We start from the raw sequence: 13,363 nt of genomic DNA, 5'->3' as shown, positions 1-13,363 counted from the left end.
TACCGAAATAGTCACCGAAACTTTACCGAAAACATGATCGGCTCCGGCCGTCCCGCCGGGACTCTTCCCCCGAGCTGACGCCGGCGACGTCGGAGCCGACCGCCGACGCGCCAGGAGGGATCCGAGAGATGTCGCAGGTCGTAACCGGCCCGGCCGGCACCGGCCACCCGGATCCGGCGACCGCCGGGGGCCACCCGGATCCGGCGACCGCCGGGGGCCACCCGGATCCGGCGACCGCCCGGGGCGGTCCCGGCCCGGCGACCGACACCGGCCAGCCGGCTCCCGGTGGGAGCGCCCCGACGATCCCGCCGCCGTTCGCGCCGGCGCTGGCGGAGCTGCCCGGCGTCGGGCTGGCCGAGCTGATCGAGCGGGCCGCGCTGCAGAGCCGGGTGGACCGCAAGTACCTCGTCGCGCTGGACGAGCTGCCGGGCCTGCTCGACCGGCTCGTCCCACACGCCCGGGTGCTGGACATCGACGGCGCACGGTCCTTCCGCTACGAGTCGGTGTACTTCGACACCCCGGGCCTGGCCAGCTACCACGGTGCGGCGTACCGGCGGCGGCGGCGCTTCAAGGTGCGGACCCGGACCTACCTCGACTCGGCCGAGTGCTGGCTGGAGGTCAAGCTCAGCGGCTCCCGCGGGCTGGTCACCAAGCACCGGCTACCGTACCGGCCGGAGGACCGTCGCACCGTCGGGTCGGGGCGGGAGTTCGTCGACCGGGCGCTCGGCCACGGGTCGGTCCGGTCCGCCCCCGTCGGCGGTCACCTGGAACCGGTGCTGGTCACCCGCTACCGACGTACCACGCTGCTGCTGCCGACGACCGAGAGCCGGGTCACCATCGACACCGACCTGTGCTGGCAGGACGACCACCACACCCTGCACCTGCCCGCTGTCGCCGTGGTCGAGACCAAGACCCGATCGGCGGCGTCCCCGGTCGACCGGCTGCTGTGGCAGGGCGGCACCAGACCCGCCCGCATCTCGAAGTACGCCACCGGGCTGGCCGCCCTGCGACCGGAGCTGCCGGACGCGCCGTGGCGACGGACCCTGCGCCGGCACTTCCGGCCGACCCCGCCACCGGTCCCGGCAGGGCCGCCCACCCGCGTCATCCGAACCGGACAGGAGACCTCGTGCGTCTGACCGTTCGCATCCCCTCCCGGCGCAGCGCCGGAATCGTGGCCGTGCTCGTCACCGGGCTCCTCATGCCGTACGCGGCACAGGCGGACGCCGGGCCGTCGTCCCCCCGGCCCCCCGCCCGCGCCGGCGTCACCACGGGCCTGGACACCTCCGCCGCCGACGCCGTGGCCGCCGCCGGGGCAGCGGACGACCTCGTCGGCGACATCGTCTTCTCGCGGCCCAGCGGCACCTTCCAGGGGGAGGTGACGGTGTCGCTGAGCACCACGGTCAGCGGCGCGCAGTTGCGCTACACCACCGACGGCCGACCGCCCACCGCGCAGTCAGCGCTGTACGCGGGCACACCGTTGCGGTTCACCCGGACCACCCAGTTGCGGGTCCAGGCCTTCGTCGGCCAGACCGCCTCCGGTGCGCCCGGTACCGCCATGTACGTCGCCCAGAACGTCGCCACCGCCCACGACCTGCCGGTGGTCCTGCTCGACTCGTACGGGGCGGGCAAGCCCGGCCGCGAGTACCTCGACGCCACCGCCATGGTCTTCGAGCCGGGCGGCGGCACCACCTCGCTGGCGGCGACCCCGACCGTCGCCACCCGCGCCGGGTTCCACCTGCGCGGCCAGTCGTCGGCGTCGTTCGAGAAGACGCCGTACCGCGTCGAACTGCGGGGCAACGACAACGACGATGCCGACTATCCGATGCTGGGCATGCCGGCAGACTCCGACTGGGTGCTGCGCGGGCCGTTCAGCGACAAGGCGTTGATCCGGGAGGCGCTGGTCTACGATCTCGGGCGCGAGATGGGCATGCCGGCACCGAGGTACCGGTTCGTCGAGTTCTACCTCAACACCGACGCCGCCCCGGTGGCCGCCGGTGACTACATGGGCGTCTACATGCTGGTGGAGACGATCAAGAACACCAAGAACCGGCTGAACCTCAAGCAACTCGACGAGGACGACCTGACCCTGCCCAAGATCCAGGGCGGGTACATCTGGAGCTTCGAGTGGCTGGCCGCCGAGGAGCCGACGCTGACCTGCACCGGGCCGGCGGCGACCTGCTGGAACTACCTGGAGGTGCGGGATCCGTCCCCCTTGCAGGCACCCCAGCGGGACTGGCTGCGGGGCCACGTCCAGGAGTTCCACGACGTGCTGCGGGCGGCGAACTCCGCCGACCCGGTCACCGGCTACCGGAAGTACATCGACGTCGACTCGTTCGTGGACCAGATGGTCCTCAACGAACTCAGCCGGGAGATGGACTCCTACATCCGCAGCGCGTACTTCTACAAGGACCGCGACACCAAGATCTTCGCCGGCCCGCTGTGGGACTACGACCTCACCTTCGGCGTCGGCGGCTACTTCGGCAACGACCAGACCGCCGGCTGGCAGTACCAGCAGACCCGGCAACCGGTCGCCAACGACTGGTTCCCGCAGCTGGTACGCGATCCGGCCTTCGTCAACCAGCTCCGGTCCCGCTGGCAGAGCCTGCGCCGGGGCCTGCTCGCCGACAGCGCCCTCCAGGCGCGGATCGACGCCCTGGCGGCACCGCTGACCAACGGCGCCCAGCGCAACTTCCAACGGTGGCCCAACCTGACGGCACCGATGGTCGGCCCCTTCTACACCCCGACCGCGCCGACCTGGCAGGGCCAGGTCCAGGCCATGCGGGACTGGATGCTACGCCGCGCGGCCTGGCTGGACTCCACCGCCGGCTGGGGCGGCCCGGTCACCACCCCGCCCCCGTCACCGACGACCGCGCCACCGACCCCGACCACGCCGCCGCCCAGCACCCCGCCGGCCACCACAACGCCACCGGCCACCACGCCACCGGCCACCACGACCCCGCCGCCGGCCACCCCCCGCTGCACCGCGACGTACACGGTCACCAGCCGCTGGACCGGCGGATTCCAGGGCGAGGTACGGGTCACCGCCGGCCCGGCCGCACTCAGCAACTGGTCCGTGACCTGGACGTACGCCAACGGCGAGCGGGTCACCCAGGCCTGGAACGCCACCGTCACCGGCCAGGGCGCGACGGTCACCGCCCGCAACGTCTCCTACAACGGGGCGCTCGCCCCCGGCACCAGCACCACGTTCGGGTTCCTCGGCTCGTCCACCGGCAACCCCGGCAACCCCACACCGAGCTGCACGACGAACTGACCACCCGCCCTCGCCGCCCCGGCCGGACGCCGGGGCGGCGAGGGATCGTCAGCCCGCCGCCGGGCTCCCCGCTGCGGCCCGGGTCAACAGGTCACCGACCCGGGCCACGACCGGGTCAACAGGTCACCGACCCGGGCCACGACCGGGTCAACAGGTCACCGACCCGGGCCACGACCGGGTCAACAGGTCACCGACCCGGGCCACGACCGGGTCAACAGGTCACCGACCCGGGCCACGGCCGGGTCAACAGGTCACGGACCCGGGCCGCGTCCGGGTGGTCGAGGTCCTCGAAGATGGACAGCGCCCGCCGCCAGGTCCGGCGTGCGCCGTGGACGTCCCCGAGCGCGTGCCGGGTGTCACCGAGCCGGGTCAGGGTGTCCGCCTCGTCGTACCGGTCGCCGATCCGTCGGTACAGCACCAGCGCCCGGCCGTAACAGCGGATCGCCTGCCGGTGGTGGCCCAGCCGGTCGTGGATGAAGCCGAGGCTGTCCCAGGTGTTCGCCTCGCCGTGCCGGTCACCGGTCGAGCACAGCAGGGTCAGCGCCCGCGAGCAGTGGTCGAGTGCCGGCCCGTACCGGCCGAGCTGGGCGAACGCCCAGCCGACCGCGTTGCGGGCGCTGGCCTCCCCGGCCAGGTGGCCGGCGTCCCGGTACAGCGCCAGGGCCCGCTGCCCGTGTTCCAGCGCCTCGCTGTGCCGGCCGAGCCCGTCGAGCATCGCACCGAACGCGCGATGGGTGCGGGCCTGTCCGGTGTGGTCGCCCAGCCCGCCGAACAGGGCCAGCGCCTGTCGGTAGTGCTCGACCGCCTCGTCCACCCGACCCAACCGGTTCAGCGCCCGGGCCAGGTCGCGGTGGGCGTTCGCCTGTCCGGGAAGGTCCGCCGCCCGACGCGCCCCGGCCAGGGCGCTCTGCTGGGCGACGACCAGCTCCGGCCAGTTCCCCCGCCGCTGGAGGAAGTCCACCAGCGCCCAGGCCAGCTGCCAGGCGTGGCCGTCGAACCCGGTACGCCCGGCGTGCGCGACCGCCGCCAGCAGCACCGGGTACTCGGCGGTGAACCAGGCGAGCGCCCGACCGTGGTCCGCCGGTTCCTCGGGGGCCACCCCGGGCAGGGCGGCGACCGGGACCACCGGATCCCGGCCGGGTTGCAGCAGCAGGGCCGCCGCGTGCGCGGTGTGCAGGTAGTGGTCCAGTCCACGCCGGACGGCCGCCTGCCGCTCCTCGACCGGCTCGCCGCGCTCGGCCAGCTCGGCCGCGTACGCCCGGAGCAGGTCGTGCGCGGCGAACCGGCCGGGCGCGTGCTCGGTGAGCAGGTGCGCGTGGGCCAGCTCGGCCAGCAGCCGGGCCGTCCGGTCCCGGGGCAGGCCGGCGAGGCTGGCCGCCGCGGCGACCCCGGTGTCCGGTCCCGGGTGGCAGCCGAGCAGCCGGAACAGTCGCGCCGCCGGTGGGGTCAGGTTCCGGTACGACCAGGAGAAGACCGCCTGCACGTCGGTGCCGGTGTCCCCGGCGTCGAACGAGTCCAGCAGCCGCGGCGCCTCGCGCAGCTCGGCGACGATGGTGGCCAGCGGGAAGGCGGGATGCGCCGCTCCGCGCGCGGCGAGCACCGCCAGTGCCAGTGGCAGCCGTACGCACCGTTCGATCATCTCGTCGACCGCGGCGGGTTCCACAGTCAACCGGTCCGCGCCCAGCCGCCGGGCGAGCAGCTCCCACGCCTCGTCGGTGCTGAGCAGGTCGACGGTGACCTGGCGGGCGCCTTCGGCGGTGATCAGGCCGGCCAGCCGGTGACGACTGGTGACCAGGCAGAGGCAGTTCGGGCCACCGGCCAGCAGGGGGCGTACCTGGTCGACCTCGCGGGCGTTGTCCAGCAACACCAGCATCCGCCGGTCGGCCAGCAGGCTGCGGTAGAGACCGACCTGGGCGGACAGGTGGGTGGGCACCCGGTCGGGCGGCACCCCCAGCGCTTCGAGGAAGCCCCGGACCGCCTCGGTGGGCGTGACCACCGCACCGGTGGAGTCGAATCCGCGCAGGTCCACGTAGAGCTGACCGTCCGGGAAGCGGTCGGCGACCCGGTGCGCCCAGTGCACCGCCAGGGTGGTCTTGCCGACGCCGGCCGTCCCCGACAGGACCATCGTGCTGGACGGCCCCGCCCGCTGCGGCGCGTCGTGACCGGTGCAGCCGCCGTCGAGCTGGGCGAGCTGCGCGGCCCGGCCGACGAAACCGGGCAGGGCGGGGGGCAGTTGACGTGGCACCGGCACCCGGGCCACCGGTGTGCCGACCCGTGTGCCGCCCCTGGTTCGCACGGTGACCCGGGCGGGTCGGCCCGGGGCGGGGTGGTCCGCGTCCGCGTGCCGGCGACGCTCCTCGACCCGGTCCCGCGCGGTGGCCAGCGCCCCCTGCTCGGCCGGGGTGGCCCCGAGCAACCGGATCAGGGTGTCGAACCGCTCCGGCGGGGGCAGGATGTTGCCGGCGAAGTACTCCCCGATCACCCCCCGCGACCAGCCGGTCTTCGCCGCCAGCTGCCGGTACGTCAGCGGCGTCTCGCCCTGCTGCCGGGCTTCCCGGCGACGGAGCTGGCGCAGCAGTCCGGCGAGGTCCGGCACCGTCTGCGCGTCGGTGTCCAGCCGGTGCGCCTCGGGCACGCCTCGGACCGCCCCGGCGGCCGGCGGCCGGGTGCCCGCGGGAATCCCTTGGTCGGACATTCGGCCTCCACCCCCCGGGCATCCCCGTCGCCCCGGATGCGACACCGGGAGGGTAGGACCGGCCGGGCGACGCCGGTAGGTCATTGCCGATGTATGACAGTTCCACGTCGGACCTGTTTCACCGATCGCAGGTCGATGCCCGTCAGGGCACGTCTGCCCCAGCTGTCCGACGGCCGCCCGTCCTGCGCCGTCCGGGAGTGTCCAGCCGTGTCCAGGATGCACCGCCGGACACCCTGGCGACCTGTCAATGTCCCCAGGGCGGGCCGACACCCGCACCGCAGATCACTGGGGAAGGGATACCTGATGACTCGTCCACACCCGACCGCACCGCGGTCGGCGGGAGTGCTGCGTCGCGTCGCCACCACCGCGTTCGGAGTCACGATGCTCGTCGCGGGGGTGGCCGCCGCACCGGCCACCGCCGCGCCCGCTCCCACGGCGCCGCACGGCAAGGCGGCCACCGCCGGTTCGTTCGTCGACAGCACGCCGGTGCCCGGGGGCTTCGCCTCCTGGAAGGAACTGCTGACGTTGCAGCAGCGGATGAACACCGCCGCCGCCCGGATCACCAGCCTGGCGGAGCGCAACCCGAAGTCCGGTTTCGCCGGTGTGGTCGCCGACCCCACCACCCGGCAGTTGCAGGTCTACTGGAAGGGCGAGCCGCCGGCCGACATGGTGGCGGTGAGCCGGACCACCGTGCCGACCCGGGTGCTGCCCGCCGCGTACACCCGGCGGGAACTGGTGGCCGCGGCGGCGAAGCTGCGCCGTTCCGCCGGTGACCGGCTCACCACGGTCGGGCCGCGCGCCGACGGAGCCGGCCTGCTCGTCGGTACCCAGAACGGACTGCCCGGCGCGGCGAGCCTGGCCGGCGTCCCGGTGACCGTGCAGACCGGTGTGGCCGCCGCGCCCGCCACCCGGTGGGACGACACCGCCCCGTGGTGGGGCGGTGCCGCGTGGCGCAACACCAGCACCGGTGGTGGCTGCTCGACCGGCTTCGGGGTCTTCCGGAACGGGGCGGCGCGGGTGCTCTCCGCCGCGCACTGCGCCAACATCAACGTCGTGGCCGCCGACCCGACCGGGCAGACGATCGGCGCTGTCGGCGTCCGCAACACCGGCACCGACACCCTGCTGCTGACGGCCAGCGCGGGCGGGCGGGTCTTCAACAACAGCACCGACGCGGCCGGCGCCGTGGTCAGTGAGTTCAACAACCAGGTGATCGGCGCGCTGGCCAGCCAGGTCGGCAACTTCGTCTGCACCTCCGGGGCGTACTCCGGAACCCGGTGCTCGATCCAGGTCAAGGCCCGTGACCTGTGCATCAACGTGCGGGACTTCGCCACGGTCTGCGGCCAGGTGCAGGCCGAGAGCACCACCCGCACCAACGCGGTCGGCCAGGGCGACAGCGGCGGCCCGGTGCAGATCGTCAACGGGGCGAACACCCTCCAGGTCTGGGCCACCGGCACCAACACCGCCATCGACGACTTCAACACGCTGACGGCGTGCACCGGCTACGTCACCGCCAACCGCAAGTGCGCCTGGCGGATGTACTACGAGGACATCATCTCCGGGATGGCCGGCGTCGGCGCCTCGGGTGTGATTCTCGGCTGACCACCCCGACGTCCGCCGATCAGATCCGGCGGCCGGGCCGAGGCGCGATCCGCGTCGGCCCGGCCGCCGTCCGGCGTGCCCGGCCCGGTACCGCCGGAGACAACGGGACGGCCGGGACCGACCGGGGCGGGTGGACCGGGGCGGGTGGACCCCGGCGGCACCAGGGGGCGGCCCGGGAGCGCACGGATCACGGATCGGTCTCGGAAGTTTCGAGCGACCCACCCCGTCCGCTCCCCCGGGCCGCGACACCACAGCGGTCGACCAGGCCGGATCGGTGCCGTCGAAACGGCTGCCGGCCAGCGGCTATCCGGCATGAACGGGAACTCCTATTACGATATAGTTTCGGGAATCTTTCGGAAAGTCGTTGACAGGTGGAGGATCGACACCCTACCGTCGCCATCGACGGCACTCGATGCTGTCGCCCACCACCCCACCGCGACCCGTCCCCGGTTCCGCTGGACGACTCCGCGTGGTGACACACACCGAATGACCGGCTGCCGCACCTGACGACCGACAGGCCGCCAGGTCGCGCCGCGTCGCTGGCTCCGGCCAGCTGTCACGAGGAGGAACACGCACATGAAGGACACCTCGACCAGACCGCGAAGGAGCCGCGTCCGGCTGCTCCTCAGCGCCGCGTGCGCCGCCGCGCTCGCCGTCACCGGCACGTTCATCGCCTCGCCCAACGCGTACGCCGAGAACGACCGCACCCTCACCTCGAACCTCACCGGCACGCACAACGGCTACTTCTTCTCGTTCTGGAAGGACAGCGGCAACGCCAGCATGACGCTGCGCGCCGACGGCCGGTACAGCAGCAGCTGGGACCGCAGCACCAACAACTGGGTCGGCGGCAAGGGCTGGGCCACCGGCAACCGGCGGACGGTCAGCTACTCGGGCAGCTACAACCCGGGCAACAACAACACCTACCTCGCCCTGTACGGCTGGACCCGCAACCCGCTCATCGAGTACTACGTGGTCGAGAACTTCGGCAACTACAACCCGAGCAGCGGCGCCACCCGGCTGGGCACGGTGACCACCGACGGCGGCACCTACGACATCCTGCGCAGCCTGCGGACCAACGCCCCGTCGATCGACGGCATCCAGACGTTCTACCAGTACTGGAGCGTCCGGCAGCAGAAGCGCAGCAGCGGCACCATCACCACCGCCAACCACTTCGACGCCTGGGCCCGCGCCGGCCTGAACCTCGGCACCAACCACAGCTACCAGATCATGGCGACCGAGGGCTACCAGAGCCAGGGCAGCTCCGACATCACCGTCCGCGAGGGTGGCACCAACAACCCGACCAGCGGGCCGACCGGCAACCCGACCACCCCGCCCGCCGGCGGCAACTGCACCGCGGTGCTCTCGGCCGCCGAGCAGTGGGGTGACCGGTTCAACCTGAACGTCGCGGTCAGCGGCACCAGCAACTGGGTGGTCAGCCTCGGCCTGGGCGGTGGCCAGAGCATCCAGAACAGCTGGAACGCCTCGGTCAGCGGCACGAGCGGCACCGTGACCGCCAGGCCGAACGGCAACGGCAACAACTTCGGCATCACGATCATGGCGAACGGCAACTGGACCTGGCCGACGGTCAGTTGTCGAACGGCCTGACCTCCACCAGTTCCTGATCGCGGTACAGCGGCGGGCGGCCCCGGTGACACCGGGACCGCCCGCCGTGGCGTTGCCTGCGGTCAGCCGCGTATCCACTGCTGGTTGCTGCCGCCGTTGCAGGTCCAGAGCTGGACGGCGGAACCGTTGGCGGTGGCCCCGCCGTTGATGTCCAGGCACAGCCCCGAGCCCACCCCGACGATCGTGCCGTCGGCGTTGAGCCGCCACTGCTGGTTGGTGCCGCCGGTGCAGCTCCAGATCCGGGCACGGGTGCCCGACGCGGCGCTCGGCACGTCCAGGCACTTGTTGCCGTAGACGGTGAGCTGGTTGGTCGAGCTGAGCGACCAGCGCTGGTTGACGCCGCCGTTGCAGTCCCAGATCTGCACCACCGCGCCGTCGGTCTGGCTGGCCCCGTTGACGTCCAGGCACCGGTTCGAGCCCGCGCCCCGGATCTCACCGGTCGGGGTGCCCGGGGAACCGACGGCGGTCACCGAGAGGTTGTCGAACTGGGCGGTGACGCCCTGGCCGGTGCCGTACCCGATCTGGCCGGCGACCCAGGTGGAGTCGGTGGCCGTGCCGACGGTGGTGCCGTCGACGGCGGCGGTCAGGGTGCTGCCGTTGAGCGTGAACGACAGGTTGTGCCACCGCCCGGTGCCCAGCGCCGCGGTGTTGCCGCTGGCCAGGGTGCGCCAGTTGCCGCTGGTGTTGTTGCTGCGGATCGACCAGGCCCCGCCGTCGGTGACCCGGAAGTAGTACCCGTTCATGTTCTGCGGGCCCTGGTGGTTGTACGTGTTGCCGCGCCCGATCAGCTGCGCATAGCCGGACTTCTCCAGCAGCACGTCCGAGGAGACCGTGTAGTTGCGCCAGGTCAGGTCGCCCAGCAGGGTGTACGGCTCGGCCTGGCCGGAGGTCCAGTAGATCGGCGCCTGCTCGGACATCTGCCGCACGCACTGCCCGGTACGGCCGGCGGCACAGCCGGCGATCTCGAAGGAGCCCTGCTGGTCCATCAGGTACCGCGCCTCACGCCCGGTGGCGTACGAGTCGAAGGTGTCGGTGTAGGGCAGCTTCAGGTTGCCCTGCGCCGGGCTGACCGCCGTGCCCTTGCCCTGCCCGCTGGTGGTGGTGATGCTGTAGACGTAGCCGGGCTGGACGGTGAGCGAGAAGCGCCCGCCGTTCGGGGTGATGTCGCCGCCCCGGACGAAGTGGTCGGCGGCGTTGTTCGACCGCACGTTGGTCGACCAGACCCGTACCGTGCCGGTGGACAGGCCGCCGGTGACGGTGAAGTCGAGGGTCTGCGCCGAGCCGGCGTCCATCGTCTCGATGACGGTGCTGTAGTCGCTGTTGTTGGTGGACTTCAGCGAGACGTAGCTGCCGTTGTTGCGGTTGCCGCCGAGGTACCCGCTCGACGCGTCGAGGTAGCGCCAGCCCGGTGCGGTGAACTGGGTGGTGTGCCCCATCACCCAGGCGTTCTTGCCGATCGAGTACGCCCCGGACCACGGCTGCTGGGCCACCGCCACGCCGGTGGTCGCCCACGGGATGTTCGGGGTGATGGCGGCGATGACCGGCCAGTTGATGTACGCGGTCATCTTGCCGTCGAGGTAGCCCCGGTTGATGCCCCGGGCGAGCGCCTGCGCGCCCGCGTTGTAGTCGTCGGAGCCGTTCTCGCTGGCCCACAGCGACTTGCCGGTGGACACCGCGTTGTTGGAACTGGGGCAGCTGGTCTGGGCGCTGCGGTAGCCGCAGACGTAGTGGCTGCCGAAGACCTGCACGGCGTTGGCGAACGCCGGGTCGCGCAGCGAGTCGTCGGCCGCGCCCCAGCCGAAGTCGTCCGAGGCGACGATCTTGACGTTGCTGTAGCCCCGGGCGTTGAGGGTGGAACGCAGGTTCTTGTACCAGCCGGTGTTGTAGCCCTTCTCGTTCCACCCGCCGAGGTAGTTGATGGTCAACCCGTGGGTGCCCGCGCAGTCCAGCCAGGACACCAGGTACTCGATCGAGTCGGTGGACCAGAAGTTGCCGCTGCCGATCCAGCCCGGCGCTCCCCAGGCCAGGCCCACCAGGGCGATGTTGGGGTTACGGGCGCGGGCCTGCTCCATCATCCACCACTCGTAGCCCCGGTTGCAGTTGACGCTGCCCCGGGTGTGCTGGTGGCTGGGCTCCGCGCCGGAGGTGGAGTTGGTGTCGCCGCCGATCTCCACCTTCATCAGTTGCATCGCCGCGCCGTAGCCCGGCTTGAACAGGTAGTCCAGGATGTCGCTGCGCTGCGGTTCCGGGTAGTCGATCAGCAGCCGGCTGTTGCCGCCGCCGCCGCTGACCGCGCCGATCCCGTCCAGCACCCGTCCACCGGACCCGCCGTTGATCGTGATGGCGGTCGCCGCCTGGGCCGGGGAGGCGAATCCGGTCAGCACGGCTGCCGCCACCACCGCTGCCGCCATCGACGCCGCCAACCGACGTGGACGCCGTCCACCGCGCCACCGTCGGCGGCGTGACCCACCGCTGCCGGTGCCGTGCGGACGACTCTCTGCTCCGAACATCTGACTCGCCTCCCAGCCGGTTTCCGGCCCGGAGCGGTACGGCACACGTCGGACAGCCGTACTCCGCGCAGGATAGAAATCGGCGACCGTCAATGATTAGACATCATATGTTAGGCACCGTTCCGCGCACCGGTCAACGGCCGCCAGCACTTCCCCGCAGTAGCCGCGAGACAGTTCCTCGAACAGTCGACGACACAGGGTCAGAAAAGATCAGACGAATACGTACGGTGGACGACTCGGGCCGTCCGCCGGCAACGCCCACCGCCGGCCACGGCCACCCCGGCCCGGCCCACCACGCCGGATGCGCGCGGGGGACGGCCCGCGCGGTCGTGCCGTCGACCCGACCACCACCGACGGGCGGCGGTCGGGTCGACGGCACGCGGCCTCAGCCGTCGGCGTCGGTCAGCCCGGCAGGACCACCTGCGCCGGGGCGGACCGGTGGGTGGTGGTGCCGTCGCCCAGCTGCCCGGACATGTTGTTGCCCCAGCACCACAGGCCACCGTCGGTACGCACGCCACAGCTGTGGTAGCTGACGGCCAGGTTCTGCGTCCAGGTGGTCGCGGTGCCGACCCGGACCGGGGCGGACCGGTGGGTGGTGGTGCCGTCCCCCAACTGCCCGAAGCCGTTGTTGCCCCAGCACCACAGGCCACCGTCGGTACGCAGCGCACACGACGAGTCGACGCTCGCGTCGACCCTGGTCCAGGTGGTGGCGGTGCCGACCTGGACCGGGCTGGTCTGGACTCCGGTGCCGCCGCCGACCTGGCCGTACCCGTTCTCACCCCAGCACCACAGGGTGCCGTCGGTGCGGACCGCACAGGTGTGCGCGTGCCCGGCCGTCACGCCGGCCCACGTGGTCGCGGTGCCCACCTGCGCCGGGGTCGCCCGGTAACCGAGGATGCCGACGCCGAGCTGCCCGTCCGTGCTGTCGCCCCAGCACCACAGGGTGCCGGTGGTCTGCACGGCGCAGCTGTGCGCGTACCCGGTGGTGACGCTCGCCCAGGTGGTGCCCGTACCCACCTGCACCGGGCTGGTCGCCCGGGACGGGGAGGTGCCGACGCCGAGCTGCGCGTTGCGGTTCAGGCCCCAGCACCACAGCGTGCCGGTGGTCTGGACGGCGCAGGTGTGGTTGGCGCCGGCGCTGACGCCGGCCCAGGTGGTGGCGGTGCCGACCTGCACCGGGGTGCTCCGGCTCGTGGTGGTCCCGTCACCGAGCTGCCCGCTGTAGTTGCCGCCCCAGCACCACAGGGTGCCGTCGGTGCGGATCGCGCAGTTGTGGCTGGTGCCCGCGTCGACCCGCGACCAGGTGGTGGCGGTGCCGACCTGCACCGGACTGGTCCGGTTGGTGGTGGTGCCGTCACCGAGCTTGCCACCGTAGTTGTCACCCCAGCACCAGAGCGTCCCGTCGGTGCGGATCGCACAGGTGTGCAGGTCACCGGCGGTGACCCGGGACACCTCGGCGGCGAACGCGGCGCTCGACGCGCCCCGTTCCGCGACGCCGGCACCAGCCACGGCCGCGCCCGCCGAGAATCCCACGGCGAGCGCGGCGACCCCGAGGGTAACCGCGGCTGTGGTGACGGCGGCGCGGGCCGCCCGCCGCCATCGGGCCCACAGCCGACTGTTCTGCTGTTCGTTCATGCTCTGTTCTCCCCAGACAAACGTCGAATC

Annotated in this window: 7 protein-coding genes; 4 read left to right on the top strand and 3 right to left on the bottom strand. The window is 72.4% G+C overall.

Translation table 11 applies throughout. The annotated features are described in order from the left end of the window. Window positions 1-128: 128 nt before the first annotated feature. Together O7612_RS07405 and O7612_RS07400 are read left to right on the top strand one after the other, a co-directional pair. Window positions 129-1,136 carry a VTC domain-containing protein gene (locus tag O7612_RS07405; RefSeq protein ID WP_282271625.1) on the top strand — a complete coding sequence of 336 codons (1,008 nt, stop codon included), beginning with the start codon at window positions 129-131 and terminating at the stop codon, window positions 1,134-1,136. Continuing rightward, the gene (locus O7612_RS07400; protein WP_282271623.1) at window positions 1,127-3,271 is read left to right on the top strand and encodes a CotH kinase family protein; all 2,145 of its coding nucleotides are present in this window, start codon (window positions 1,127-1,129) and stop codon (window positions 3,269-3,271) included. The genes O7612_RS07405 and O7612_RS07400 overlap by 10 nt, the downstream gene beginning before the upstream one ends. Before the next feature lie 211 nt (window positions 3,272-3,482). Here the strand turns inward: O7612_RS07400 and O7612_RS07395 are convergent, their stop codons facing one another. Beyond that, window positions 3,483-5,966 carry a helix-turn-helix domain-containing protein gene (locus O7612_RS07395; RefSeq protein ID WP_282271622.1) on the bottom strand — a complete coding sequence of 828 codons (2,484 nt, stop codon included), beginning with the start codon at window positions 5,964-5,966 and terminating at the stop codon, window positions 3,483-3,485. Between the two features lie 303 nt (window positions 5,967-6,269). Between O7612_RS07395 and O7612_RS07390 the strand changes: the two genes are divergently transcribed. Both O7612_RS07390 and O7612_RS07385 read left to right on the top strand, forming a co-directional pair. Beyond that, window positions 6,270-7,565, top strand: a complete 1,296-nt coding sequence (locus O7612_RS07390; RefSeq protein WP_282271620.1) for a hypothetical protein — start codon at window positions 6,270-6,272, stop codon at window positions 7,563-7,565. Window positions 7,566-8,141: 576 nt separating this feature from the next. Continuing rightward, complete coding sequence (locus tag O7612_RS07385) at window positions 8,142-9,170, top strand: glycoside hydrolase family 11 protein (RefSeq protein ID WP_282271618.1); 1,029 nt, start codon at window positions 8,142-8,144, stop codon at window positions 9,168-9,170. 80 nt (window positions 9,171-9,250) lie between these two features. Here the strand turns inward: O7612_RS07385 and O7612_RS07380 are convergent, their stop codons facing one another. Further along, on the bottom strand, window positions 9,251-11,599 hold the full coding sequence (locus O7612_RS07380) for a ricin-type beta-trefoil lectin domain protein (RefSeq protein WP_282271610.1): 2,349 nt from the start codon (window positions 11,597-11,599) through the stop codon (window positions 9,251-9,253). 501 nt (window positions 11,600-12,100) lie between these two features. Then, complete coding sequence (locus O7612_RS07375; protein ID WP_282271609.1) at window positions 12,101-13,333, bottom strand: hypothetical protein; 1,233 nt, start codon at window positions 13,331-13,333, stop codon at window positions 12,101-12,103. Window positions 13,334-13,363: the final 30 nt, after the last annotated feature.

Source organism: Micromonospora sp. WMMD987, assembly GCF_029581435.1.
In the GTDB taxonomy this organism is placed as follows: domain Bacteria; phylum Actinomycetota; class Actinomycetes; order Mycobacteriales; family Micromonosporaceae; genus Micromonospora; species Micromonospora rifamycinica.
Note: the sequence above shows the minus strand (reverse complement) of the source record. Positions and strands in the feature narration are given on the sequence as shown.

What these genes read in the sequence shown, in the direction of transcription:
- O7612_RS07405 (WP_282271625.1), top strand. Translation starts at nt 129, where the DNA reads ATGTCGCAGGTCGTAACCGGCCCGGCCGGCACCGGCCACCCGGATCCG.
- O7612_RS07395 (WP_282271622.1), bottom strand. Translation starts at nt 5,966, where the DNA reads ATGTCCGACCAAGGGATTCCCGCGGGCACCCGGCCGCCGGCCGCCGGG.
- O7612_RS07390 (WP_282271620.1), top strand. Translation starts at nt 6,270, where the DNA reads ATGACTCGTCCACACCCGACCGCACCGCGGTCGGCGGGAGTGCTGCGT.
- O7612_RS07385 (WP_282271618.1), top strand. Translation starts at nt 8,142, where the DNA reads ATGAAGGACACCTCGACCAGACCGCGAAGGAGCCGCGTCCGGCTGCTC.
- O7612_RS07380 (WP_282271610.1), bottom strand. Translation starts at nt 11,599, where the DNA reads ATGGCGGCAGCGGTGGTGGCGGCAGCCGTGCTGACCGGATTCGCCTCC.
- O7612_RS07375 (WP_282271609.1), bottom strand. Translation starts at nt 13,333, where the DNA reads ATGAACGAACAGCAGAACAGTCGGCTGTGGGCCCGATGGCGGCGGGCG.